We start from the raw sequence: 24796 nt of genomic DNA, 5'->3' as shown, positions 1-24796 counted from the left end.
GCGGTGAGGGCCCGGGAAGACGTGTGCGCCGTGAAGACCGGCACCGCGGGGAACCGGCCCACAAGCAGGATCGGTCTGCCGGAGGCCACGCTTCCGGCAGACCGCCTCCCTGAACGACGGTTCGACCGGCGTGTCAGCGGCGGGGCTGTCGCGGTCGACATGACCGGCGAACAGCGCATGCCCCCGCGTGATCAGGAACTCAAAGGGTTCTGTTCGTCCACGAAGTGCCGGTCCCCTGGGTCGAGGACACCGACACCCGGGTGGACGTGGTGAGCACCGCCATGGACCACCTGCGGGGCCTGTGGCGCATGGCGCGCCTCAAGGCCTCCGGCGGCGCCCGCGTCGACATCCGACCGCGCCCCGCACCGTCCGCCGAGCACCCCGACGCCATCCTTACTGCGTGGCCGCGCGCACTGACGCCCTCATCGGGTTCGGCGGACTCTTCCCTGTCGAGCGGATCGCGCACCCTGCGGTGGGCGGTGGAAGCCACCGAGGCCGATCGTCCCCCTCTCCTGCCCGCAGGTCCGTCGCGTCGGTTCGCCAGAGGGGGCGGATTGGGTGATTTGGTGCGATATGTTCTTGATGTTGCCTTACGCGGTCTCTAGTGTTCGCCGCGGGGGGAAACACGTTGCGAGGCTCGAGTCCCGTGCCACCGTCCGGAAGCGAGGTGTGGAGCGCGTGCACGCGAGGGGACGTCCCAGAGGGACGAGATGGCTGCGGACGTTCGCCGTACTGCCGTTGCTGGCGTCGGTGCTCGCCGCTTGCGGCAGTGAGGAAGGCTCCGGCGCGCCCACTCTCAACTGGTACAACTTCCCCGACGACTCCGGTGCGCTCCAGAAGGCGGCCGACCGGTGCAGCCAGGCGTCGGGCGGCCGCTACAGGATCAGCTACAACAAGCTCCCGCGTGCCGCGGACGGCCAGCGCCAGCAACTCGTACGCAGACTCGCCGCCGAGGACAACTCGCTCGACATCCTGGGCCTGGACGTCACCTGGGCGGCGGAGTTCGCCGAGGCGCGCTGGATCCGGGAATGGACGGGGGAGGCGAAGCGGCAGGCCACCGAGGGCACCCTGCGCGTACCGCTGCAGACCTCGACCTGGAAGGGCAAGCTGTACGCCGTCCCCTACAACACCAACACCCAACTCCTGTGGTACCGCAAGGACCTGGTGCCCACCCCACCCAAAACCTGGGCCGAGATGCTGGACATGGCCGGCGACCTCGCCCGGCAGGGCAAACCGCACTTCGTCGAGATCCAGGGCGCCCAGTACGAGGGCCTGACCGTCTGGTTCAACACGCTGATCAACAGTGCGGGCGGCTCCATCCTCAACGCGAGCGCGACCGAGCCCTCCCTGGGTCCTCCTGCCGTGCGGGCCGCCGGGATCATGCGTGATCTGGCGAACTCCCCGGCCGCGGACCCCTCCCTGTCCAACCAGATGGAGGACCAGAACCGGCTCGCCATGGAGTCGGGGGTGGCGGCGTTCGAGCTCAACTACCCGTTCGTCTATCCGTCGATGAGGGCGAACAACCCCGAGCTCTTCAAGAACTTCCGCTGGGCGCCGTACCCCAGGGTCGACGCGAACCGCCCGGCACGGCCCACCATCGGCGGCATCGACCTGGCGGTGAGCGCCTACTCACGCCACCCCGACCTGGCGTTCGAGGCGGCGCTGTGCCTGCGCAACCGGGAGAACCAGCTCACCGCCGCGCTCGAGGGCGGTCTGCCGCCCACGCTGCGCGCCCTGTACGACGAGCCGGCGTTCATGAAGGAGTACCCCTTCTCCGCGGAAGTGCTGGCCGCCCTGGAGTCGGCGAGCGTGCGCCCGATCACTCCGGTCTACCAGAACGTGTCGATCGCGGTCTCCCACACGCTGTCCCCGCCGTCCGAGATCAATCCGGAGAGCTCGGTCGACACCATCCGGGAACAGATCGACCAGGCCCTGCGATCCGAGGGTGTGATCCCGTGAACCACCACCTCCCGCACCACTTCGTCGCCCGGCGCCACAGCGCGCCGGCCGCGTCCTCGGGCGGCCCGAGATGAGCACACGGGCGCAACCCGCCGGGCCCCCACCGCCTCCCGAGGCGCAGACGGAGCAGGAGGGGCCGGACCGGGCGGCACTCTCCGCGGGCGCCAAGCAGGAGCGCCGGCTCGGCTGGCTGCTCTGCGCGCCCGCCGTCGTCGTCATGATCGCCGTGACCGCCTACCCCATCGGGTACGCCGTCTATCTGTCCCTCCAGCGGTACGACCTGCGCTTTCCGGGACAGGCGGAGTTCGTGGGCCTGAGCAACTACGGGGCGGTGCTGTCCTCCCCGTTCTGGTGGGACGCCTTCTGGGTCACGCTGTTCATCACCGCGGTGTCCGTGGCGATCGAACTGGTCCTCGGGATGGGGCTCGCCCTGGTCATGCACCGCACGATCTTCTGGCGCGGCGCCGTCCGCACGTCGGTCCTCGTCCCGTACGGCATCGTCACCGTGGTCGCCGCCTTCTCCTGGCAGTACGCCTGGACCCCGGAGCTCGGATACCTCGCCGAGTTGCTGCCCAGCGGGGAGGCTCCGCTGACCGAGCAGTGGCCCGCCCTCTGGCTGATCATCCTGGCCGAGGTGTGGAAGACGACGCCGTTCATGGCCCTGCTGCTGCTCGCGGGCCTCGCGCTGGTCCCCGAGGAGACCCTGAAGGCGGCCATGGTGGACGGTGCCACCGCCTGGCAGCGCTTCACCAAGGTCATGCTGCCGCTGATGAAGCCGGCCATCCTGGTGGCCCTGCTCTTCCGCACACTGGACGCGTTCCGGATCTTCGACAACATCTACATCCTGACCGCGGGCGCCCACGGGACCGGCTCTCTGTCGATCCTCGGGTACGACAACCTGTTCACCGCGCTGAACCTGGGCATCGGGTCGGCGATCTCGGTCCTGATCTTCATCTGCGTCGGGATCATCGCCTTCACCTTCGTCAAACTGTTCGGTGCCGCCGCACCCGGCGCGGAGGTGAAGCGCTGATGGCCGCCGTGGGAAAGACACATGCCACCCGATGGGGCGTCCTGAACGTCGTGGTGGTGCTGTACGCCCTGTTCCCGGTGTGGTGGATCACCGCGCTGTCGTTCAAGGACCCCAGCACCCTCACGGACGGCGACTACATCCCCAGGGACTGGACCCTCGAGAACTACCGGGGCATCTTCGAGACCTCCGAGTTCACCCGTGCGCTGATCAACTCGATCGGTATCGCTCTGATCTCCACGGTGATCGCGGTGGCACTGGGCACCATGGCCGCCTACGCGGTGGCCCGGCTGCGGTTCCCCGGAAAGCGCGTACTCATCGGCATGTCACTGCTGATCGCCATGTTCCCGCCGATCTCCCTGGTGTCACCGCTGTTCAACATCGAGCGGATCATCGGGATCTTCGACACCTGGATCGGGCTGATCATCCCGTACATGACCTTCTCCCTGCCGCTCGCGATCTACACCCTGTCGGCGTTCTTCCGGGAGATCCCCTGGGATCTGGAGAAGGCCGCCAAGGTCGACGGGGCGACGCCCGCGCAGGCCTTTCGGCTGGTCATCGCGCCGCTTGCCGCGCCGGGCGTGTTCACCACGGCCATTCTCGTGTTCATCTTCTGCTGGAACGACTTCCTGTTCGCGATCTCGCTGACGTCCACCGAGTCCGCGCGCACCGTGCCCGCCGCGATCGCGTTCTTCACCGGGAGCTCCCAGTTCCAGCAGCCCACAGGGTCGATCGCCGCCGCCGCTGTGGTCATCACCATCCCGATCATCGTTTTCGTCCTGCTCTTCCAGCGGCGGATCGTCGCCGGACTGACCTCCGGGGCAGTCAAGGGCTGAACGGGAAAGGCAAGGAGGCACCATCCATGGCCGAGATCATCCTTGAGGGAGTCACCAAGCGTTTTCCCGACGGGTCCCTCGCCGTGAAGGACGTGGACCTCGAGATCGCCGACGGTGAGTTCGTGATCCTGGTCGGTCCGTCGGGATGTGGCAAGTCCACCACCCTGAACATGATCGCCGGACTCGAGGACATCACGGAGGGCACCCTCCGCATCGGAGACCGGGTCGTCAACGACCTGGCTCCCAAGGAACGCGACGTCGCCATGGTGTTCCAGAGCTACGCCCTGTATCCGCACATGAGCGTCCGGGAGAACATGGGCTTCCCGCTGCGCCTGGCCAAGGTGGACAAGGACACCATCGACGCCAAGGTGACGCACGCCGCCCACGTCCTCGACCTCGCCGAGCACCTGGACCGCAAGCCCGCCAACCTCTCCGGAGGGCAGCGCCAGCGGGTGGCCATGGGGCGGGCGATCGTCCGTGATCCCAAGGCGTTCCTGATGGACGAGCCGCTGTCCAACCTGGACGCCAAACTCCGGGTCCAGATGCGCACCCAGATCTCCCGGCTGCAGCGGCGCCTCGGCACGACCACCGTGTACGTCACCCACGACCAGACCGAGGCGATGACGCTGGGCGACCGCGTCGTGGTCATGAGGCAGGGCCTGGTCCAGCAGATCGGCACCCCCGCCGAGCTGTACGACCTGCCGCGCAACCTCTTCGTCGCGGGCTTCATCGGTTCGCCGGCGATGAACTTCCTGAACGCCACTCTGGAGCGCGGTGCCCTGCGCTCGCCCCTCGGCGACCTGACCCTCGACGACCGTACGAGGCAGGCGCTGGAACGCCAGAACGCGCCCCGTGAGGTCATCGTCGGGCTGCGGCCGGAGGCATTCGAGGACGTGGCCCTGTCCCAGGACCGGGACCGGAGGGGACCGGTCTGCACCGTCACCGTGGACGTACTGGAGTCGCTGGGGTCCGATGCGTATGTCTACTTCACCGCGGAGGGCGGGCCCGCCACGACCACCGAACTGGAGGAGCTCGCCAAGGACTCGGGCCTGCGCGACACCGGCACCGACACCCAGCAGATCGTGGCCCGCCTGGACGCCGCCACGCGTGCCCGCGAGGGCGAGCCGCTCGAACTCCGGGTCGACATGGCCAAGGCTCACGTGTTCGACCCGGCGAACGGAGCGAACCTCACGCATCCGGTGAGGGCGGTCTGACGTTGCACCACGCGGCCGGGCCGGGCCACCGCCGTGACGGAGGCCACCCGTGTACATCCGCATCGTGTGTGTTTGCCGTTGCGCCGGCTGGAAAGTGGCTCTGTAGTCGCCGGACGTGACAATCCGGTGGATAGTGACCGAAATCTCGGAAAGAGGAGGCTCGATGTCCTCGAAGCGACGTCGCAAGAAGAAGGCCCGCCGCAAGAACGGCGCGAACCACGGCAGCCGTCCGCAGTCCTGAGAGGTCCTGCGGGCGGGCCGGCGTATCGGGTGGGTGGCAGGTGCCACCCACCCGTCTGCGTTCGCGGAAGACCCGCCCGAGTGCGTCGGACGGGGCGGGCCCGACTCCGCAGCGGCGAGCCGTGCCAGGCGGGCGGACGGACAGCCGTCCGGGCGGATGAGGAAAGCCGTCCCCGTGGAAGAGACCGAGCAGGGGACGCGGATCGGGGCGGGTCCATCGAGCGTGCCCCCGCCCCCGGACGGACATCGGCGTGAACGGACGGATGGCGGCGCATGCGCCGGTGGGCCGCACACGGTCCGCAGGAGCCGGTGGCCCCCGGACATGGCGTGGTCGAGGACGTCACCCACCCCCATGGGCGACGTCCCCGACCGCTCCCCCGGTGCCGGACTGTGGCTCAGGTGCCCGCGCGGCGGATCCGTGCCGTCACCAGCACATCACCGCCGTCTCGCCGGAACCCCAGACGGAGTACAGGCGTACGCGGACGACGTAACGGCGGCCCTTGACGAGCCGGGCGCCGATCGTGGCGTTGTGCGGAGTTCCCCCGTCGTCCCGGCCGGCGAGGTAGCGGGGTTCCCCGTCCCGCTCCTCGAAGAGCACCACGACGGCGTCGCAGTCGCCGAAGGTGCCCAGCGTGTATGTGCGGGTCTCCGGCGGCTCGATCATGAAGTCCGCCTGTTCACCCGGGCCGATGCCGAGCGGCGCCGAGCGGAACGGCACCAGCGCCGGCGAACCCTGCGGATGCGCCGGCGGATACCAGCGCAGCACGGACTCCTTGTCGGCGGCGGACAGGGTGCCGGGCGGGTTCAGGCCCCCGCGGTACTGCTCCGGTTCCAGGATCAGCCCCGGCGGGAACGGGAACTCCATGATCGACTGCGGGTCCCAGACGGAGCCGTCGACCTCGTCCGGGCCGAGCTTGCGCAGGATGTTGTAGTGCGTCCGCTCCCGGCTCCAGTGGTGGGGCGGGCCCGCCAGTTCGGCGTAGACGGCCTCGTCGTCCCAGTGGATGCCCGCGAACGGGCTCTGGTGTTCGTGCAGCATGCCGAGCGCGTGCCCGATCTGGTGCAGGGCCGTCCCGCGCTCCCCGGGCGCGGTCAGGTCCCAGCCGAAGTTCATGGTGCGTTCCTGCCGGCCGGCCAGCAGCGCGTCCCGGCCCACCGCCGACCAGGAGCCGTCACCGGCCTGGAACCCGATGCGCAGTTCGGCCTCCGAGCGGTCGCCGACCTCGGCGAAGGTGATACCGATGCCGAGCTCCTGCCACTGCCGGAAACACGCGCGCACCACGTCCCGCTGCTCCTCGGCGCCGGCCCACGAGACCCGTCGCGTCATCCCCCTCCCCGGCACGGGGATGACGGACGCGTCGGTGTCGCCGCCGAAGAACCAGTAGTGCAGAACGGTGCCGTTGACCCACATCCGCCGCCCGCTCGCGAGCGCGCTCAGCCGCTCGGCCCCCAGCCCCGGTGCGAAGGCGGGCGCCGGCGCCTGTGCCAGCGAGCAGTAGCGTGCGGTCATGGGCCACAGCCTGCCCTGCCAACCGCCCCGGGCGCCTGAGTCGGGGGCTACTCAAGTCGCCCTGTATCAAAGGTGAGTAGCCGCGCTCATGTCTGTGTGATGACTTACGAGAGGGACGCGACGACGCTGGAGCTGCCCTGGCCGTTCGCCGGGCGGGAGGACGAACTGGAGCTGGTCCGCCGGTCCCTGACCGGCGCGCGGCGCGGCATCGTGGTGACGGGGCCGGCGGGCTGCGGGAAGACCCGCCTCGTCACCGAGGCGATCCGCGGCACCGACTGCGCCCGGGCGGCCGGTACGCCCGAGGGCCGGACCATCCCCTTCGCCGCGTTCGCCCATCTGCTGCCCGAGTCGGTCACGCTGCACCGCGCGGTCCGGTTGCTGTCCGGAGTCCGCACCCTGCTGGTGGACGACGCGCACCTTCTCGACGACGCCTCCGCCGCCCTGGTCCATCAGCTCGCCGTGCACGGGCGCACCCGGCTGCTGGTCGTCGCCACGGACGGCACCTCCGGGCCCGGCGCGATCTCCCGGCTGTGGACCGGTGAACTCCTGCCGCGCCTCGCGCTGGAGCCGCTGCCCGAGGAGGAGACCGGCCGGCTGCTCACGGCCGGCGCCGGGCCTCTCGACGCGCTCACCGTGAACCGGTTGTGCCGCCTGAGCCGGGGCGACCTGCGGCTGCTGCGCGACTTGCTGGGGGCGGTGCGCGGGCTGCTGGCCCCCGTCCCCGGCACCGGGGAACGGGCGTGGCGGGGCCCGGTCCCGCTGACCCCGGCCGTACGCGAACGCGCCGCCCCCGTCCTCGGCCGGACCAGCCCCCTCGAACGCGAGACCCTCGACCGTCTCGCCTTCACCGAGCCCCTGCCCTCGGACCCGGACGACCTGGACCTCGGCGCCCTCGAAATGCTGGAGTCCGACGGCCTGATCGAGGTCGACGACGGCGGTGCCGTCCGCCTCGCCCACCCCCTGTACGGGCCGGTGCTCCGGGCCGCGGCGGGCCGGCTGCGGTCCCGCCGGCTGGCCCGGGCACCGGAGGTGTGCACCGCCGCCCTCGACGCCGAGTCGGCGGCCCTGGCCCGACGGATCGACCAGGCCGACGTACGGGCGACGGCCACGCCGGTTGGGGAGTGGCTGGTCGCCGAGGGCGGCCCGCTGCCGGGCGGCTACGCCGCGGTGCGTGCCCGGTTCGCGCGGCTGCGCGGGGAGGTGAGGGAGGCTGCGGCCTGGGCGCGGGAAGGCTTGCGCAGCGACCCGGGGGACACCTCCTGCCGGGCGGAACTCGACTCCGCCTCCGCGACGGTGGACAGCCTGGGCGACCTCGACCCGGAGGCACTCACCGACCCTTACGACGCCGTCCGCCTCGGCGTCCCCGAGAAGGTCATCGACCGGCTCGGCGGCGTCTTCGCCCGGCACGCCGACGCGCTCACCCGTGCCGACGGCCCGGAGCTGGACGAGGTGGCCGGGGAACTGGAGCGGCGGGGCTTCCTGTTGTTCGCCGCCGAGGCGCACGCCCAGGCCGTACGGGCCCACCGTGATCCGCGCGCCGCCCGGCACTCCCGCACCCGGGCCGTCACCCTGGCCCGGCGCTGCCAGGGCGCCCGCACCCCCGCGCTGTCCGGGCTGGTCCTCGGCGAACTCACCGCCCGGCAGCGGCAGATCGTCGCCCTCGCCGCGGCCGGCCTGACCAACCGGCAGATCGCCGAGCGCCTCACCCTGTCGATCCGCACCGTCGGCAACCACCTCTACAGCGCCTACGCCCGGCTCGGCGCGAGCGACCGCGGCACCCTGCCGTGGGCGGCCCGAGCGCCGGAGGCCCAACCGGCCTGAGCCGGTACCAGGACCGGCGGCCTGACCCGAACAGGGGACGGGTCAGGCCGCCCCGAACGCCGAGAACGCCCACCCCGTGGCCTGGTGCAGCGCGTCGCCCGGCAGGGCCGCTCGGGCATCACGCAGTGCCTCCGCCAGGGACAGGCCGGCGTCGAGGCCCTTGTGCAGCGCCAGCATCAGCGGCACCACCGCGGCATCGTTGACGGGCGCGCTGCACGCCACCACTCCGGCCGTGCCGAGCGGCAGCAGCGCCGTGACCAGGCCGAGCAGTTCGTCCGCGCCGACCGAGGCGAGGCGTGCGGTGTCGCAGCAGGACAGGATGATCCGGTAGGGGCTGCGGTCCAGCCGCTCGAAGTCGTGCACGACGATCGGCCCGTCGGCCATCCGCAGGGAGGAGAACAGCGGGCTGTCCGCGCGGAACGTGCCGTGCGCGGCGATGTGCGCCAGCGCCGCCCCGTCCAGCTCCTCCAGCACCCGGGGCACCCGCGCCCCGTCGTCCTCCAGGACCGTCGCACAGCCGTACCGGCCGGCCAGCTCGGGCACCTCGGCGCCGCCGGTCGCCAGGCCCGGACCGCGCACCAGCACATGGCAGCCGTCCGGCGGCGGCGCGGTCTCCCGGGCGCGCAGCCAGCTGCCCGCCGACGGCGACACGCTGAGCACCCGTTCCCGCAGCGACGGCAGCAGCGACCACGGCACCCGGTGCAGCCGCCCCGGCGGCACGATCACCACCGGGCCGCCACCCAGCTGTTGCGCGGCCGGTCCGAGGACCAGTTCCTCCAGCCGCCGCCCCGCCGCCTCCACCACCGGAAGACGGGCCTCGGCCCCGGGGTGGGCCAGCCGCCGCAGCCCGGCCTGCACGTGCTCGGCCTCGGTCTCCGCCTCGGCGAGCAGCCCGGCCTCGAACCGGCGCACCCGCCCCCGCCCGCACAGCAGTACCTGCACCCGCCCGTCGAGGACGGCGAGCTCCACCAGCAGGACCTCCTCGCCCAGTCGCTCCAGCAGCCCGCCGACGTCGAACCGGTCCCCGCCGCCGGGCGCCTCACCCCGCATGTGCAGGGTCCGGGAGCGGATCTCCCGCTCCAGACGCCGCTGTTCGCGCTCCAGCGCCGGGACCGGCCGGCCCTCCATCCGAGCGGCCTCCGCACGCGAGGCGATCTCGCGGAAGGCGGTCATGCCGCTGAGCAGTTCCGGGTCGGCGGGCGGCCGGGTCGGCGGTGTGGACAGCACGGTGGCCCGCCAGCGCTCGCTCCACACCAGCAACCGCCGCGGCCCGCCGGAGACGAGACTGGCCCGCTGCGCCAACGCGGCCAGCTCCGCGCCCTGTTCGGTGGCGCGGGCCCGCAGCTCCGAGGCGCCCAGCGTCATCCGGTGGTCGTCCAGCACATCCAGGCCGCGCCGGCAGGCCTCCAGCACACCCCGCGTCGACCCGGCGGCCTGCGCCCGCAGCGCCTGCGCCGCCCACCCCGTCATCCGGGCCAGCGGCGGACCGCTGCGCCGGCTGCGCGCGGCCACGGCCAAGTGCCGCTCCGCGTCCGCCGTCCAGCCCAGGCCCAGCGCGATCCGGCCCGCGAGCAGCGACGCCTCCGGCGCGGCCGGGGCACCGAAGGACGCCAGCTTCCCGGCCACCGCGGCGGCGTCGGCGACCAGCCGCCCCGAGCCGCGCCCGGCCGCGTGCCGCGCCTCGATCAGCACCAGCCGGGCGTGCGTCTCCCACCAGGTGCGCCGCTGCCCGGCGAACAGCCGGACAGCGAGGGCCGCGCGGGCGATCGCCGTGTGCGGATCGCCCGCGAGCCGGGCGGCCCGCGCTGCGGTCAGCAGCAGCTCCGCCTTGCGGGTGGACTGCCCGCCGATCCCGTCCAGCTTCCCGGTCGCCGCGTCCGCCTCGGCCAGCGCCTCCGGTGCGAGACCGGCCGCCATCAGCACCTCGCAGCGCCGGATGTTCAGCATGAACGTCGGCGTGCCGAGCCGGGCGTACCGCTCCTCCGCATCGTCCAGCAGCCGCAGCGCCGCCGGCACGTCCCCCGACCGGAACGCGGCCAGGCCCCGGCTCTCCACCGCGTCGGCCTTGTCGTGCTCCTGGCCGGTGGTGTCCCACAGCGCCTCGGCCGCGGTGAAGTCCGCCTCGGCCCGCTCCACCGACCCCAGCGCCAGGTGCACGGTGGCCCGAAGGGTCAGTGCCCGCGCCGTCCAGATCACGTCGTCGGCCTGCCGCAGCACGGGCACCGCCCGGCGCACGTCCTCCAGTGCCTCGCGGTGGTGGCCGAGCACCCACCACACATACGCTCGCCGGTACAGCACCCGCGCCCTGGTGTGCCCCGCGCCCCGCGCCACGCCCCGCTCGAAGGCCGTCAGGCCCTCCCGGGTACGGCCCGCGTGCACCAGCGCCACGCCCAGCGTGGCCAGCACGTCCGCCTCCCGGTCGGCCGAGTCCCCGCGCGCCGCGCACCGCCGGGCCCGCCGCAGATGGTGCAGCGCGAGCCGCAGATCGCCGAAGTCCCGCTGCCAGATGCCGATCACCTGGTGGGCGACGGAGGCGTCCAGCGGGGAGGGGGCGGCGTCGAGCAGCGCCCGGGCCCTCGCGAGAGCCTCGCCCGGGTCGGCGAACACCATCGGCAGCAGTTCCGTAACCGAGTCGCTTCCCGCCGTCACTCCTCGGATGGTAGTGGTCCCGGAGCGCACCACACAGGTGCCGATGTATCAAGGAACGCTCCGGCGGCTCTTGTTGACGACCGCTCAGCGGCACCGGCCGACGCCGTCGCACCAACGGGAGGATCCGCCATGGCACCACCTCAGCGATTCCACGAGCAGTTCGACCAGATCCAGCGTTCGATGCCGGACGTCCCCCTGGCGATGGGCCCGGACGACTCGGCGGAATTCATGTACGAGAAGGGTGTGGTCCTCGTCCGCGACGGCGAGGAGGCCCGGATCGTCGAGGACACGGTACGGGCGCACTTCACGGCGGCACCCGACCTCGACCAGGAGCAGATCCGCCGCGCGGGCCCGCAGACCAACCGCAGCGGCATCACCCGGATCCGCGTCGGCGACCCCGGCGAGGGCGGCCGGGACGCCGACCGCGCCGTCGCCCACGCGCTGCGCTCCGTTGGGGAGTACGAGTCCCGGGCCGGGCACCGGATGGTCGCCCGTAACCATGTCGTGCACATCGCGGTCAACGCCTGCCCCGGCGACGAACCCGTCCCCGCACCGCTCAGCGAACCCCCCAACCCGGCCGCCGCCGACACGTCCCACGACCCCGGCACCGCCGTCGGCGTCCTCGTCGTCGACACCGGCCTCGTGCACGACTACCGGTCCTGCGGCCTGCTCGCCCACACCGGCGGCGACGCCCAGGTCCAGGAGTGCGACGACCAGGGCATCCTCCAGCAGTACGTCGGCCACGGCACCTTCATCGCCGGGCTCGTCGCCGCCGTCGCGCCCAACACCGACATCACCGTGCGCGGCACCCTCAACGACGCCGGCGCCATCCTGGAGTCCGAGTTCGGCGACAGGCTCTTCGAGGCCGTCGACGCCGGCGGCTGGCCCGACGTGCTCAGCCTCTCCGCCGGCACCTCCAACGGCCGCACCGACGGCCTGCTCGGGGTCGAGAACTTCATGCGGGAACTGCGCGAGCAGCGCACCCTGCTGGTCGCCGCCGCCGGCAACAACGCCGGCGCCGCGCCGTTCTGGCCCGCCGCCTACGCCGATCTGCCCGGCTGGGAGGACTCCGTGCTGTCGGTCGGCGCCCTGCGCAGCGACGGAGAGTCCGGTGCCTGCTTCACCAACCACGGTCCCTGGGTGAAGGTCTACGCGCCCGGCGAGCGCCTCACCAGCGTCCTCACCGGCTTCGACTCGCCCGTCCCGTACGTGTACCAGCACTCCACGTACGACGCCTGCCGCTACGGCTTCTCCTACGGCTGCACCTGCCAGCACCCCCGTCACAGCGGTGTGCTGAGCGACGAGGGCAACGCCGCGAAGCCGGACCAGGTGATGTTCGAGGGGTACGCGCAGTGGAGCGGCACCTCCTTCGCCACCCCCGTGACCGCCGGCCTGGTCGCCGCCCACATGACGGCGCACAAGGAGACCGACCCACGCGCGGCCCGGCAGCAACTCCTCGCCGCCAACACGGAGTTCGCGGAAGTGCGGGGTATGCACGTCCCGGCGCTGCGTCCGCCCACCTGGCGCCCGGTCCCGGTCGTGTGCCTCGGCCCCGGGCTGTGAGGGCGGAAGCCGCCCCCTCCACGGCGTACGATGACGTGCCGTACTCGAGGGGTGGGGCTGCCGTGGACCGTACTGATGCCGGCGCGCTCGTCCAGGCAGCCGCCGCCGGTGACGCGGCGGCCTGGAAGGCGCTCGTGGAAGGGCTGAGCCCGCTGGTCTGGTCCGTCGTCCGGGCCCACCGGCTCTCCGACGCCGACGCCCACGAGGTCTACCAGACGGCCTGGTTCCGCTTCGCCCAGCACCTCGGCCGGATCCGCGAACCCGGCAAGGCGGGCGCGTGGCTGGCGAGCACCGCGCGCCACGAGTGCCTGAAGGTCATCAGGAGTTCGCGGCGGCTGACCCTGACGGACGATCCGCACGTGCTGGACCGGGTCAGCGAGGAGGGCACGCCGGAACAGTCGCTGCTCGACTCCGAGGAAGCCGCCGCGCAGAGCGAACGCGTACGGCGGCTGTGGCAGGAGTTCGAGGAACTGGGCGAGCGGTGCAGGCAGTTGCTGCGGGTGCTGATGGCCACCCCGCCGCCCAGCTACCAGGACGTGTCCGCCGCGCTGGGAATCGCGGTGGGCAGCATCGGGCCGCTGCGCCAGCGCTGTCTGCGGCGCCTGCGGGCCCGGCTCGAGGCACGGGGGGCGATGTGAGCGACATGAACGGCGACACGCACGGCGACGACCTGTTCGGCCAGGACGACTTCGGCGACGAGGAGTTCGACGCCGGGATGCTGGAGGAGGAGCTGCGGCAGGCCGCCGCAGTCCTCGACCCGGTGCCCGCGGAGCTCCAGCAGATCGCCGTCGACGCCTACGCGCTGCACGACCTCGACGCGCGCGTGGCCGAGCTGACCTTCGACTCGCTGGTCGACGCCCTCCCGGTCAGGGGCGTCACCGACGCGCCCCGGATGCTGACCTTCCGGGCGGGTGACGTGACCGTCGACGTCGAGGTGACCGCGCAGGGGCTGATGGGCCAGGTGCTGCCTCCGCAGCCGGCCCGGATCGAGGTCCTCGGCGGGCCACGGTCCGGCTCCCCGCTCACGGCGGACGACCTGGGCCGCTTCACCGGCGACGTGCCCCTGTCGGGGCCGTTCGCCCTGCGGCTGCGGACCGGTGGGGACGTGGTGGTGACGGAGTGGCTGCGGGCCTAGCCGTCAGCCGTCAGCGTGTCACCAGGCGCAGGGCAGCGTCCGCGGGCCCCGGATCATCGTCCTGCGCCGCCAGGCGACCTGGGCGGCGGGGACGGCGAGCCGCAGGTCCGGCAGCCGGTCCAGCAGGGTGGTGAGCAGCAGTTCGGTCTGCAGGCGGGCGAGGACGGCGCCGGTGCAGTAGTGCGGGCCGTTGCCGAGCGCCAGGTGCGGGTTGGGGGCGCGTCCCGGGTCGATCCGATCGGGTTCGGGGAAGACGTCCGGGTCGCGGTTGGCGGCGAGGTATGAGACGTACACCGCGTCGCCGGCCCGGATGCGGTGGCCGTGCAGCTCGACGTCCTCCAGGGCGATCCGCGCCAGGCCGACCGAGCTGCGGTGCGGGATGTACCGCAGCATCTCGTCCAGCAGCGAGTCCCGTTCCCCGGGCCGCTCCCGCCACCACTGCCGCAACTCCGGCCGGGTGAGCAGCAGATAGAGCATCTGCCCGCAGTTGTGGGTGACGGCCTCGCCGCCGATCTGCAGCGGACCGGCGAGGCCGACGGCCTCCGGCGCGCCGAGGTCGCCCCGGGCCACGGCGCTGCCCAGCAGGGAGTACACGTCCTCTCCGGTGCTGTGCGCGCGGGAGCGGATCGTCTCCGTGATCCACCCGTACAGGCTGTTCTTGGCCCGGTCGGCGGCCTCGGCCCCACCGGACGTGGAGATGATCTGCCGGGTCCAGGTGTGCACCGCCTCCCGGTCGGCGGCGGGCACGCCCATCACCTCGCTGACCAGGGCGATGGGGAACGGTTCGAGTACCCGCCCGACCAGCTCGGCCGGAGGCCCGTCCCGCACCACCCCGTCCACCAGCTCGTCGAGCATCTCCTGCGCGCGAGGCCGCAGCCGCTTCATCGCGCTGACGGTGAAGGCCCCGGCGACGGCCTTGCGCAGCCGGTTGTGGTCGGGCTGGTCGGCGAAGGCGAGCGACCCCGGCCGCGGCTTGAAGTGCGGTGCCATCCGGGTCACTTGACGTTTCGTCACCTCAGTACGGCTGAACCTCGGGTCGTTGGTGATCAGCTTCACGTCGTCGTGACGGGTGGCCAGCCATGCCCACCCCTCGCCGAACGGCAGCCGGATCCGGGTCAGCGGTCCCTCGCGCATCAGCTCCGCGAGGACGGGGTCGAACTCCGTCCCGTCCAGGTCGAGTGCGGGCCAGTCCCGTACCGGGGGCGGGGCCTGACCGGTCAGCGTGGTGGTGTCCTCCGTCATGTACCCACCCTCCCCGCGCCCCCGCCCGCTTGTCGCGCGGGAGTGCTCCAGCCGGTGACGGTGACGGCTCAGTGGGACACGGCGTCGACGAGGCCGGCCAGCGCGCCCGCGAGCCGCTCCAGCCCCGGCCCGGCGGGACCGCCCGGCTCGGTCATGTAGGTGTCCCGGCGGATCTCCACCATGAGCGCGCTCACCTCGGGCCGCTTCCCGTGGAACTCCAGGGGGACGTAGGTCCCGCTGAACGGGGTGTCGAGCTCCGTCTCCCCGACCGCCTCCCCGAACGCCTCCCGGGCCGCGTCCAGCAGCGCGGGAGGCGTGTGGAAGGAGTCGGTCCCGAGGCAGACCGCGGGGCGGGGCCCCTCCCCGTGCAGCTCGTACGGCAGCCTCCGGCTCGGGTAGGAGTGCACATCGATGACCACGGCCCGCCCGGCGGCCTCCAGCCGGTCCGCCACGGCCTGCGCCATCGCCCGCGCGTACGGCTCGAAGTACCGCTCGACGAGCGGCCCGGCATCGACGTCGGCGGGGCGCAGCACCCCGCCGTGCGTGGTCCGCGTGTACACCGCCCCCATCCCGACGGCCAGCATCTCCTCCCGCTCGTCCGGGAACCGCTCCGGGTCGACGACCAGCCGCGACAGCCGGTTCACGAACCGCCACGGCGTGACGCCGGCCAGCCCGGCCGCGGTCTCGGCGAGCTCCGCCGTGTGCGCGTCCGTGATGTGGTCCAGCTCCCGCGCCAGCTCCTCGTCGCCGGGCACGATCCCCGCCCGCACGGCGTCCGGTATCTCCCGCGCGGAGTGTGGCACATGGAGGACCACCGGGGACCGCCCGGCCCCGGGCAGCAGCTCGAAGGGCGGCGGGGCAGCGGTCACGGGGCGGCTCCAGGGGCGTTGTCAGTGGTGTCCGGCAGGATCAAGGTGCCACATCACCGGACCATCGAGGCCGAGGACGTCATGCCGATCAGCAACGAGCAGGTGAGCACCCATCCGTTCCTCCGGGCGCTGTACGAGGACGACTACTACCCGGACCATGTGGTGGACCGCGGCCGCGCGATCCTGCTAGCCCTGTGCGAGCGCATCGAGCGGGAGCGTCCCGCCGGCCTCGCCGCGCTGTACGAGCTGACGCGGGCGGCCACCGAGGAGTTCAACGACCTGGAGGCCGCGTTCGAGGCGGCGGGCAGTGAGATCGAGACGGTGGCCCGGGAGGAGATAGCCGGGAACTTCGACTTCGTCGCGCGTGCGTACGGCTTCCCGGACGCCGATGTGGAGGAGCTGATCGCCACGCGGGAGTGGTGAGGCCGGGGGAGGGCTGCACACGGCTCCGCCCCGGCCGGGCGCTGTGCCGGTCGGGGCGGAGTCAGGGGGCCGATGGGGCCGTGGGCGTCAGCTCAGGGACGCCAGGGCCTCGTTCCACGTGGTGGACGGGCGCATGGCCGCCGCGGCCTTCGCCGGGTCGGGCTGGTAGTAGCCGCCGATCTCGACCGGCTTGCCCTGGGCACCGATCAGCTCGTCGACGATCTTCTGCTCGTTCGCGGCGAGCGTCTCGGCGAGCGGGGCGAAGACCTTCGCCAGGTCCGCGTCGTCGGTCTGCCCGGCCAGCTCCTGCGCCCAGTACAGGGACAGGTAGAAGTGGCTGCCGCGGTTGTCGATGCCGCCGACACGGCGGGTCGGGGACTTGTCCTCGTTGAGGAAGGTCGCCGTGGCGCGGTCGAGGGTGTCGGCCAGGACCTGGGCGCGGGCGTTGCCCGCCACCTTGGCGAGCTGCTCGAAGGACGGCACCAGGGCGAAGAACTCACCCAGGGAGTCCCAGCGCAGGTAGTTCTCGTTGACCAGCTGCTGCACGTGCTTCGGCGCCGAGCCGCCCGCACCCGTCTCGAACAGGCCGCCGCCCGCCATCAGCGGGACGACCGACAGCATCTTGGCGCTGGTGCCCAGCTCCAGGATCGGGAACAGGTCGGTCAGGTAGTCACGCAGGACGTTGCCGGTGACCGAGATCGTGTTCTCGCCGCGGCGGATGCGCTCCACCGACAGCTTCGTCGCCTCGACCGGGTTGAGGATCCGGATGTCCAGGCCCTCGGTGTCGTGCTCGGCGAGGTACGTGTTGACCTTGGCGATCAGGTTGGCGTCGTGCGCGCGGGTCTCGTCCAGCCAGAACACCGCCGGGTCGCCGGTGGCGCGGGCACGGGTGACGGCCAGCTTCACCCAGTCCCGGATCGGCGCGTCCTTGGTCTGGCAGGCGCGGAAGATGTCACCGGCCGAGACGGCCTGCTCGATCAGCGCGGTGCCGTTCCGGTCGACCAGGCGGACGGTGCCCGTGGTGGGGATCTCGAAGGTCTTGTCGTGGCTGCCGTACTCCTCGGCCTTCTGCGCCATCAGGCCGACGTTCGGCACCGAGCCCATGGTGGACGGGTCGTAGGCGCCGTTGGCCCGGCAGTCGTCGATCACGGCCTGGTAGACGCCCGCGTAGGAGGAGTCCGGGAGCACCGCGAGGGTGTCGTGCTCATTGCCGTCCGGGCCCCACATGTGGCCTGAGGTGCGGATCATGGCCGGCATGGAGGCGTCGACGATGACGTCCGAGGGGACGTGCAGGTTCGTGATCCCCTTGTCGGAGTCGACCATCGCCAGCTCCGGGCCCTCGGCGAGCTCGGCGTCGAAGGAGGCCTTGATCTCGGCGCCCTCGGGCAGGGAGTCCAGGCCCTTCCAGATACCGCCCAGACCGTCGTTCGGCGTGAGGCCGGCCGCGGCGAGCTTGTCGCCGTACTGCGCGAACGTCTTCGGGAAGAAGGCGCGCACCACGTGGCCGAAGACGATCGGGTCGGAGACCTTCATCATCGTCGCCTTCAGGTGCACCGAGAACAGCACGCCCTCGGCCTTGGCCTTGGTGACCTGCGCGGTCAGGAACTCGCGCAGCGCGGCGACCCGCATCACGGAGGCGTCGACGACCTCACCGGCGAGGACGGGGACGGACTCGCGCAGCACCGTGGTGGTGCCGTCGTCGCCGACGAGCTCGATGCGCAGCGCGCCGTCCTCGGCGATCACGACGGACTTCTCGGTGGAGCGGAAGTCGTTCTGCCCCATGGTCGCCACGTTGGTCTTGGACTCGGAGGTCCAGGCGCCCATGCGGTGCGGGTGGGACTTGGCGTAGTTCTTGACCGAGGCGGGGGCGCGCCGGTCGGAGTTGCCCTCACGCAGGACCGGGTTCACGGCCGAGCCCTTGACCTTGTCGTAGCGGGCGCGGATCTCGCGCTCCTCGTCGGTCTTCGGGTCGTCCGGGTAGTCGGGCAGCGCGTAGCCCTGGCCCTGCAGCTCGGCGACGGCGGCCTTGAGCTGCGGGATGGACGCCGAGATGTTCGGCAGCTTGATGATGTTGGCGGCGGGCGTCTTGGCCAGCTCGCCGAGCTCCGCGAGGGCGTCCGGGATGCGCTGGTCCTCGGTCAGGTACTCCGGGAACAGGGCGATGATGCGTCCGGCCAGCGAGATGTCGCGGGTCTCCACGGCGACACCCGCCTGCGACGCGTACGCCCGGACCACCGGCAGGAAGGAATACGTCGCCAGGGCGGGGGCCTCGTCAGTGTGCGTATAGATGATGGTCGAGTCAGTCACCGGGTGCTCCGCTCCACGTCTGCAACATTGCTCGACATCAAGATATCTCGTGACCGACCTCGTCTCGACAGGGGTCCGCGACCAGTTTCGTGCAACCGATCGCCCCGTTCCCGTGTCCAGGAGAGAGATCACTCACTCCCAGCCACGGCCGGACCTGACCACCCGGCCGTCCGAGCGGAAGCGGACCATGGGATATCGCACCGGAGTGACGGCCCCGCGGCCGCCCTGATCGGCACGGCGGCGACACCGGCGGCAACAGCGTCAGCCCCGCCACCTGGCCGACCTGTGGCTGAACGAAGGCCACGCCGACTTCTACGGGCTGCTGTACCGCTACGAGCGCGGCCGGCCCGACTCCCTGGGCATGACCACGCTGGCAGCCCGTATGAAGCACACGTACGCCCAGGGCGACCAGTGGCGTCGCGACTCCGGGCCGGTCGCGGCGCCCAACGCGGCCGACCTGTTCGACGGTCAGCGCTACCCGGGCGGCGTGCTCGTGCTGTACGCGCCGCGGCTGCAGGTCGGCGAGGCGGCCTTCACGGTCCTCGAGCGCGCGTTCCTGGAGCGGTACCGCGACTCGTCCGCCTCCACCCAGGACTACATCGCCGTCGCCTCGGAGGTCTCCGGTCAGGACCTCGACGGCTTCCTGCGGGACTGGCTGTACGGCACGAAGACCCCGCGGATGCCCGGCACCCGGACTGGACCGTGACGCCGGTGAAGGCGTCCCTCTCGGCGCCGCGCGACCGGAGGGACAGCCGTCACCACGAGGACTCCGCGACGCTGTAAGGAGCCGGCGCGCCTCAGTCGAGCCGGGCGGAACTCAGTCCCCCGGGCTCGATCTCGCCCGTCCGCTGCTGCGGGATGACGACCCCGCTCTGCTGGAGCGCCACCGTCCGGGCCGGGGCGGGGATGCGGATGCCCTCGGCGCGGTAGCGCCTGTGCAGGCGCTTGATGAACTCGTGCTTGATCCGGTACTGGTCGCTGAACTCGCCGACGCCCAGGATGACGGTGAAACCGATGCGGGAGTCGCCGAAGGTGTGGAACCGGATGATGGGCTCGTGGTCCGGCACGGCGCCCTCGACCTCGGTCATGGTCTCGGCGATGACCTCGTTGGTCACGCGCTCCACGTGCTCCAGGTCGCTGTCGTAGGCCACCCCGACCTGGACCAGGATGGTCAGCTGCTCCTCGGGGCGCATGAAGTTGGTCATGTTCGCCTGCGCGAGCTGACCGTTGGGAAGCACGACGAGGTTGTTGGACAGGTTGCGGATCGTCGTCTGCCGCCAGTTGATGTCCTCGACGTAGCCTTCCTCTCCGCTGCTGAGCCGGATGTAGTCACCGGGCTGGACGGTCTTGGACGCGAGGATGTGGATGCCCGCGAAGAGGTTGGCGAGGGTGTCCTGCAACGCCAGCGCGACCGCCAGACCGCCGACACCCAGGGCGGTGAGCAGCGGCGCTATGGAGATGCCCAGAGTCTGGAGCACCACCAGGAAGCCGATCGCCAGGACCAGGATCCGGGTGATGTTGACGAAGATCGTGGCCGAACCGGCGACTCCGGAACGGGACTGGGTGACCGTGCGCACCAGCCCGGTCACCACCCGGGCCGCCGACACCGTCGCGACGACGATGAGCAGCACGGTGAGCACCTGGTTGGTGGTGTGCTGTACCGCGCCGGTCAGCGGCAGCACCGCCGCCGCGCCCGCCACGCCGCCCACGACCGCGGCCCAGGGCACCACGGCTCGCAGCGCGTGCACGATGACGTCGTCGCCGCTCCAGCGGGTGCGGTCGGCGTGCCCGCCCAGCCAGCGCAGCAGGATGCGCAGTGCGAACGCCGCCAGCAGGCCCGAGGCGAGGGCGATGCCGGCGAACAGCAGATCGTCCACGGTGAGCGCCCGGTTCACCGGCCACCTCCGGGGCGGGGAACCGCGGGCAATGCCGTCACCGGCGGTCGGATGTGAAGTCTCGTCACGTCGTCACCTGCTTGTCTTCCGGGATGCTCGAAGGTGCCCGACCACCCTGACCTGCGGTCTGGCACGATCGCTCATCCTGCCGTATCCCGTACGGGGTTCCGTACCGCAGACGGGGGTGAGCGGAGGGTGAGCTACTGCACATGACGCACTGTCACGCCCGGTTCGGCGCAGGTTCGTTCTGGCGGACCGCCGTGGCGTCGCCACGCCCGGCACGCACGCGTTCCCTCTTTCACGCGGATCCGCCGGAAGCCCGGTGGTCCGCCCCGAGCTCCCGGACCGCGGCGGCCGGACCGTCGACCACGTCGCACGCCGCCCGGGTCAGATCACCTTCAGCCGCACCAGCGCCGCCAGCGTCAGCGCGCCCGGCACCAGCGGCAGCCAGACGGTGATGACCCGGAAGGCCAGGACCACGGCGGTGGCCACCGCGGCCGGGCCGCCCGCCGCCACCAGCGCCACGACCAGCGCCGCCTCCACCGAGCCGATCCCGCCCGGCGTGGGCACCAGCGCGACGGCGACCGTCGCCGCCAGATAGGCCACCGCCATGTGCGCGGGCGGGACGTCCAGCCCCAGCGCCCGCCCCACCAGCACCAGTACGGACGCCTGCAGCGCGGGGAAGGCGAAGGACCCGCCCCACAGCGCCAGGGCCCGCGCCGGACGGGTGTGCACCGTGCGCGCCTCGCCGAGCGCCGTCCGCAGGAAGGACACCAGGGCCGAGCGCAGACGTCGTACCAGGGCGAGCACGGTCGCGGCGATCATGAGCACCACCGCGGCGCCGGCCAGCAGCGGGCCGAACGCCGTCTCCGGGACCAGTGTGCCGAGGCTCAGCGCGTCGGGGAACGCGAAAAGCAGGGCGCCCAGCAGCGCTACCCGGCCGACGCTCTCGGCGAGCAGGTACAGGCCGAGGGCGGCCGAGGAGCGGGCGAGCGGCAGCCCGCACACCGTCATGAACCGCAGGTTGACCGCGCTCGCGCCCAGCCCGGTGGGCAGCAGGTGGTTGGCCGCGCCCGCCGCGAACTGCGTGGCCAGCAGCCGCCGTCGGGGCAGTCGCTCGACGACCGCGCCCTGCCGGGTGCAGGCGGCGGCGACCCAGGTCAGGCAGGTCGTCCCGGCCGCGGCCAGCAGCCAGGGCCACTCGGCGGTGCCCAGATGCGCGAAACCGGCGGCCAGCACCGACCGGTGCCGCACCGCGACCACGGTGACGAGCAGGAGCGGGAGCAGACACAGGATCCGCCGCAGGAGGCGGACCGGGACGCGACGGGGGAGCCGTCCCGGGCGGAGTTCGGGGAGTTGTACCGCTGTCACGTCTCCCGAGGCTGTCCACGTCGTGCCAACTGCGGGTTGCGGGAGCGGGGACTGGGGATTGCGCGCGGGAAGCGGCTGTGTGGGGAGCGTCATCGGGGCCTTTGCGCGGAGGGACGGGGAAGAGCGGGATCGGGCTGATTGTGCGGGATGTCGGGGCGATGTGCGAGCTCCTTGACCTCAAGATTGCTTGAGGTTCTACGGTCGCCTCCATGAGTATGGAGACCACAGCGTGGACACAGCTGCACAGCGTCATGAACGCCGAACAGGAGCGCCGCCCCTTCGCCCTGGCGACCCTGCGCCGCATCGGCGCGTTCGCCCGCCCGCACCGGCGCCGCATCGCCCTCTTCGTCCTGCTCGGCATGGGCACCGCCCTGCTGGCAGTGGCGACGCCCGTCCTGGCCGGGTCGGTCGTGGACACCATCGTGTCGGACGGGGACGAGGGCAGGGTCGTACGTCTGGCCCTGCTCATCGCGCTGATCGCGGTGGCGGAGGCGGCGCTGGGCATCCTCGGCCGGAGACTGTCGGCGACGCTCGGCGAGCATCTCATCCTCGATCTGCGGACCGCCGTCTTCGACCATGTGCAGCGCATGCCGGTCGCGTTCTTCACACGCACTCGTACGGGCGCCCTCGTCTCCCGGCTCAACAACGACGTCATCGGCGCCCAGCGAGCGTTCAGCAACACCCTCTCCGGAGTGGTCAGCAACCTCGTCATGCTGTTGCTCACCCTCGCGGTGATGCTCACGCTGTCCTGGCAGATCACCCTGCTGTCGCTGGTGCTGCTGCCGGTGTTCGTGATCCCGGCCCGGCGCATGGGCAGCCGGATGGCCCGGATGCAGCGGGAGGCGGCGACGCTGAACGCGGCGATGGGCACCCGCATGACCGAGCGGTTCTCCGCGCCCGGTGCCACGCTGGTCAAGCTTTTCGGGCGTCCCGAGGAGGAGTCGCGGGAGTTCGCCGAACGGGCCCGCCGGGTCGCTGACATCGGCATCCGGACGGCGACCGCCCAGGCGGCCTTCATCACCGCTCTCACCCTGGTCTCGGCCCTCGCCCTGGCCCTGGTGTACGGCCTCGGCGGCTGGTTCGCCCTGCGCGGCGCCCTGGAACCGGGCGCGGTGGTGTCGCTCGCGCTGCTCCTGACCCGGCTCTACGCGCCGCTGACGGCGCTCGCGGGGGCGCGCGTCGAGGTGATGAGCGCCCTGGTCAGCTTCGAGCGGGTCTTCGAGGTGCTCGACCTCCGGCCGCTCATCGATGAGAAGCCGGACGCGCGCCCGGTGCCCGACGGGCCCGTGGCGGTCGAGTTCGACCAGGTCCGCTTCGGATACCCCGCCGCCGACAAGGTCTCCCTGGCCTCCCTGGAGGAGGTCGCGTCCCTGGACAAGCGCGGTGGCGACGAGGTCCTGCACGGACTGTCCTTCCGTGCCGAACCCGGCCGGACCGTGGCCCTCGTCGGCTCCTCCGGCGCGGGCAAGTCGACCATCGCGCAGCTGATGCCGCGCCTGTACGACACCGACGAGGGGGCCGTGCGCATCGGCGGCGTCGACGTCCGCGACCTGACGGCGCGGTCGTTGCGGCAGACCCTGGGCATGGTCACCCAGGACGGCCACCTCTTCCACGACACCGTCCGCGCCAACCTCCTGCTCGCCCGCCCCGAGGCCGGCGAGGACGACCTGTGGGACGCCCTGCGCCGGGCCCGCCTCGACGACCTCGTACGGTCCCTGCCCGACGGCCTCGACACCGTGGTCGGCGAGCGCGGCTACCGCCTCTCCGGTGGCGAACGCCAGCGCATGACCATCGCCCGGCTGCTGCTGGCCCGCCAGCGCGTCGTCATCCTCGACGAGGCCACCGCCCACCTCGACAACACCTCCGAGGCCGCCGTCCAGGAAGCCCTCGCCGAAGCCCTCGAAGGCCGCACGGCCGTCGTGATCGCCCACCGGCTCTCCACCGTCCGTGCGGCGGACCAGATCCTGGTCGTGGAGGCCGGACGGATCGTGGAACGGGGCACGCACGAGGAACTCCTCGCGGCGGGGCAGCGGTACGCGGAGCTGTACCGCACCCAGTTCGGCGGGGCGGCCGACGGGGCCCGGGGCGCCGCGGTGGAGGAGGCCGCGTAGCGGCGTGAACGCCCGCCCGGACCTGTGCGTACTCCTGTCGAGTACTCCTGCCGACAGGCCGACGGCCCGCACCCGGAGAGGCGACGTGTCCCAGCAGCAACCGCCCGTTCGATCCACCCGCCGCGGCCCGTCCCGCGCCCACCGGCCGCGCGCCGTCGCGGCGGCCGGTGCCCTGGTCCTGCTTCCCCTCGTCACCGCATGCGGCGGCGATGACGGCGACCGGGGCACCGGCGGCGGCAAGGCGGCGCCGAGCGTGACCGCCGCTCCCGCCGCCGGAGTCGTCGCACCGGCCAAGGTGGAGGTGATCGCCGGGCTGACCGGCTGCAAGGCGAAGATCCGCATCGACGCCGACGAGCTGCGCCAGGGCCTGTGCCGCACCAAGAAGGCCGACTACGTCATCACCACCTTCCCCGAGGAGAGGTTCAAGGAGACCTGGCTGGAGGAGGCGCGCGTCTACGGAGGCAAGTACCTCGTCGGCCCGCGCTGGGTGGTCAGCGTGAAGCCGGCGCTGATGGAGTCCTTCCGCGCGAAGCTCGGCGGCACGATCCGGGAGCTGCGGGGCATCGGCCCCGAGCCGGGCAAGCAGTGACAGGAGAGGGGCAGTCCCGGACGACTTCTTGTCGC

General features: G+C 72.2%; 19 protein-coding genes and 1 pseudogene. 13 read left to right on the top strand and 7 right to left on the bottom strand.

Annotated features, from left to right (window positions below; all coding sequences use genetic code 11):
• Nucleotides 1-678 precede the first annotated feature (678 nt).
• From ACFU3E_RS10155 to ACFU3E_RS10135, 5 genes are all read left to right on the top strand, one after another.
• The gene (locus tag ACFU3E_RS10155; protein WP_384154562.1) at nt 679-1959 is read left to right on the top strand and encodes an ABC transporter substrate-binding protein; all 1281 of its coding nucleotides are present in this window, start codon (nt 679-681) and stop codon (nt 1957-1959) included.
• Nucleotides 1960-2029: 70 nt separating this feature from the next.
• Nucleotides 2030-2989 carry a carbohydrate ABC transporter permease gene (locus tag ACFU3E_RS10150; protein ID WP_384154560.1) on the top strand — a complete coding sequence of 320 codons (960 nt, stop codon included), beginning with the start codon at nt 2030-2032 and terminating at the stop codon, nt 2987-2989.
• A complete protein-coding gene (locus ACFU3E_RS10145) occupies nt 2989-3822 on the top strand; it encodes a carbohydrate ABC transporter permease (RefSeq protein ID WP_384154558.1) in 834 nt (277 codons plus the stop codon). The genes ACFU3E_RS10150 and ACFU3E_RS10145 overlap by 1 nt, the downstream gene beginning before the upstream one ends.
• A 26-nt stretch (nt 3823-3848) precedes the next feature.
• Nucleotides 3849-5036 carry an ABC transporter ATP-binding protein gene (locus tag ACFU3E_RS10140; RefSeq protein ID WP_384154556.1) on the top strand — a complete coding sequence of 396 codons (1188 nt, stop codon included), beginning with the start codon at nt 3849-3851 and terminating at the stop codon, nt 5034-5036.
• Nucleotides 5037-5199: 163 nt separating this feature from the next.
• The gene (locus ACFU3E_RS10135) at nt 5200-5277 is read left to right on the top strand and encodes a 50S ribosomal protein bL37 (protein ID WP_370443954.1); all 78 of its coding nucleotides are present in this window, start codon (nt 5200-5202) and stop codon (nt 5275-5277) included.
• 423 nt (nt 5278-5700) lie between these two features.
• Here the strand turns inward: ACFU3E_RS10135 and ACFU3E_RS10130 are convergent, their stop codons facing one another.
• On the bottom strand, nt 5701-6786 hold the full coding sequence (locus tag ACFU3E_RS10130; protein ID WP_384154554.1) for a M12 family metallopeptidase: 1086 nt from the start codon (nt 6784-6786) through the stop codon (nt 5701-5703).
• A 99-nt stretch (nt 6787-6885) separates the two neighbouring features.
• Here ACFU3E_RS10130 and ACFU3E_RS10125 point away from each other — a divergent pair, with 99 nt between their 5' ends.
• Nucleotides 6886-8607 (top strand): LuxR C-terminal-related transcriptional regulator, encoded by a 1722-nt coding sequence (locus ACFU3E_RS10125; RefSeq protein WP_384154552.1) that lies wholly within the window; start codon nt 6886-6888, stop codon nt 8605-8607.
• Nucleotides 8608-8649: 42 nt separating this feature from the next.
• Here ACFU3E_RS10125 and ACFU3E_RS10120 read toward each other — a convergent pair whose 3' ends face one another.
• Nucleotides 8650-11256, bottom strand: coding sequence for a CHAT domain-containing protein (locus tag ACFU3E_RS10120; protein ID WP_384154550.1), 2607 nt, complete (start codon nt 11254-11256; stop codon nt 8650-8652).
• Between the two features lie 129 nt (nt 11257-11385).
• Here ACFU3E_RS10120 and ACFU3E_RS10115 point away from each other — a divergent pair, with 129 nt between their 5' ends.
• The 3 genes from ACFU3E_RS10115 (at nt 11386) to ACFU3E_RS10105 (ending at nt 13954) form a co-directional block, all read left to right on the top strand.
• Nucleotides 11386-12819, top strand: coding sequence for a S8/S53 family peptidase (locus ACFU3E_RS10115; protein ID WP_384154548.1), 1434 nt, complete (start codon nt 11386-11388; stop codon nt 12817-12819).
• Between the two features lie 62 nt (nt 12820-12881).
• A complete protein-coding gene (locus tag ACFU3E_RS10110; RefSeq protein WP_384154546.1) occupies nt 12882-13457 on the top strand; it encodes an RNA polymerase sigma factor in 576 nt (191 codons plus the stop codon).
• A 5-nt stretch (nt 13458-13462) separates the two neighbouring features.
• Nucleotides 13463-13954: a hypothetical protein gene (locus ACFU3E_RS10105; RefSeq protein WP_384154664.1), complete on the top strand. Its 492-nt coding sequence runs from the start codon at nt 13463-13465 to the stop codon at nt 13952-13954.
• Between the two features lie 18 nt (nt 13955-13972).
• Here the strand turns inward: ACFU3E_RS10105 and ACFU3E_RS10100 are convergent, their stop codons facing one another.
• Complete coding sequence (locus ACFU3E_RS10100; RefSeq protein ID WP_384154544.1) at nt 13973-15196, bottom strand: cytochrome P450; 1224 nt, start codon at nt 15194-15196, stop codon at nt 13973-13975.
• A 68-nt stretch (nt 15197-15264) separates the two neighbouring features.
• On the bottom strand, nt 15265-16065 hold the full coding sequence (locus tag ACFU3E_RS10095; RefSeq protein WP_384154542.1) for an N-formylglutamate amidohydrolase: 801 nt from the start codon (nt 16063-16065) through the stop codon (nt 15265-15267).
• A gap of 81 nt (nt 16066-16146) precedes the next feature.
• On the opposite strand from ACFU3E_RS10095, the gene ACFU3E_RS10090 reads away from it, so the two are divergent.
• Complete coding sequence (locus tag ACFU3E_RS10090) at nt 16147-16488, top strand: DUF5713 family protein (protein WP_384154662.1); 342 nt, start codon at nt 16147-16149, stop codon at nt 16486-16488.
• A gap of 87 nt (nt 16489-16575) precedes the next feature.
• Here ACFU3E_RS10090 and ACFU3E_RS10085 read toward each other — a convergent pair whose 3' ends face one another.
• Nucleotides 16576-18795, bottom strand: coding sequence for an NADP-dependent isocitrate dehydrogenase (locus ACFU3E_RS10085; RefSeq protein WP_384154541.1), 2220 nt, complete (start codon nt 18793-18795; stop codon nt 16576-16578).
• Nucleotides 18796-19046: 251 nt separating this feature from the next.
• Here ACFU3E_RS10085 and ACFU3E_RS10080 point away from each other — a divergent pair.
• A pseudogene (locus tag ACFU3E_RS10080) lies at nt 19047-19578 on the top strand (M1 family aminopeptidase); the annotation flags it as partial.
• Nucleotides 19579-19592: 14 nt separating this feature from the next.
• On the opposite strand, the gene ACFU3E_RS10075 reads toward ACFU3E_RS10080, so the two are convergent.
• On the bottom strand, nt 19593-20690 hold the full coding sequence (locus ACFU3E_RS10075; RefSeq protein WP_384154539.1) for a mechanosensitive ion channel family protein: 1098 nt from the start codon (nt 20688-20690) through the stop codon (nt 19593-19595).
• 387 nt (nt 20691-21077) lie between these two features.
• On the bottom strand, nt 21078-22061 hold the full coding sequence (locus tag ACFU3E_RS10070; RefSeq protein ID WP_384154537.1) for a YbhN family protein: 984 nt from the start codon (nt 22059-22061) through the stop codon (nt 21078-21080).
• A 215-nt stretch (nt 22062-22276) separates the two neighbouring features.
• Between ACFU3E_RS10070 and ACFU3E_RS10065 the strand changes: the two genes are divergently transcribed.
• A complete protein-coding gene (locus ACFU3E_RS10065; RefSeq protein ID WP_384154660.1) occupies nt 22277-24172 on the top strand; it encodes an ABC transporter ATP-binding protein in 1896 nt (631 codons plus the stop codon).
• An 85-nt stretch (nt 24173-24257) separates the two neighbouring features.
• A complete protein-coding gene (locus ACFU3E_RS10060) occupies nt 24258-24761 on the top strand; it encodes a hypothetical protein (protein ID WP_384154535.1) in 504 nt (167 codons plus the stop codon).
• Nucleotides 24762-24796: the final 35 nt, after the last annotated feature.

Source organism: Streptomyces sp. NPDC057424 (assembly GCF_042803315.1).
GTDB lineage: Bacteria > Actinomycetota > Actinomycetes > Streptomycetales > Streptomycetaceae > Streptomyces.
This window is presented reverse-complemented; position numbering and strand designations above follow the sequence as displayed.

Coding starts and splice junctions, on each gene's coding strand:
- ACFU3E_RS10135 (WP_370443954.1), top strand. CDS start 5,200: ATGTCCTCGAAGCGACGTCGCAAGAAGAAGGCCCGCCGCAAGAACGGC.
- ACFU3E_RS10105 (WP_384154664.1), top strand. CDS start 13,463: ATGAACGGCGACACGCACGGCGACGACCTGTTCGGCCAGGACGACTTC.
- ACFU3E_RS10130 (WP_384154554.1), bottom strand. CDS start 6,786: ATGACCGCACGCTACTGCTCGCTGGCACAGGCGCCGGCGCCCGCCTTC.
- ACFU3E_RS10150 (WP_384154560.1), top strand. CDS start 2,030: ATGAGCACACGGGCGCAACCCGCCGGGCCCCCACCGCCTCCCGAGGCG.
- ACFU3E_RS10100 (WP_384154544.1), bottom strand. CDS start 15,196: ATGACGGAGGACACCACCACGCTGACCGGTCAGGCCCCGCCCCCGGTA.
- ACFU3E_RS10140 (WP_384154556.1), top strand. CDS start 3,849: ATGGCCGAGATCATCCTTGAGGGAGTCACCAAGCGTTTTCCCGACGGG.
- ACFU3E_RS10125 (WP_384154552.1), top strand. CDS start 6,886: ATGACTTACGAGAGGGACGCGACGACGCTGGAGCTGCCCTGGCCGTTC.
- ACFU3E_RS10115 (WP_384154548.1), top strand. CDS start 11,386: ATGGCACCACCTCAGCGATTCCACGAGCAGTTCGACCAGATCCAGCGT.
- ACFU3E_RS10065 (WP_384154660.1), top strand. CDS start 22,277: ATGGAGACCACAGCGTGGACACAGCTGCACAGCGTCATGAACGCCGAA.
- ACFU3E_RS10145 (WP_384154558.1), top strand. CDS start 2,989: ATGGCCGCCGTGGGAAAGACACATGCCACCCGATGGGGCGTCCTGAAC.
- ACFU3E_RS10090 (WP_384154662.1), top strand. CDS start 16,147: ATGCCGATCAGCAACGAGCAGGTGAGCACCCATCCGTTCCTCCGGGCG.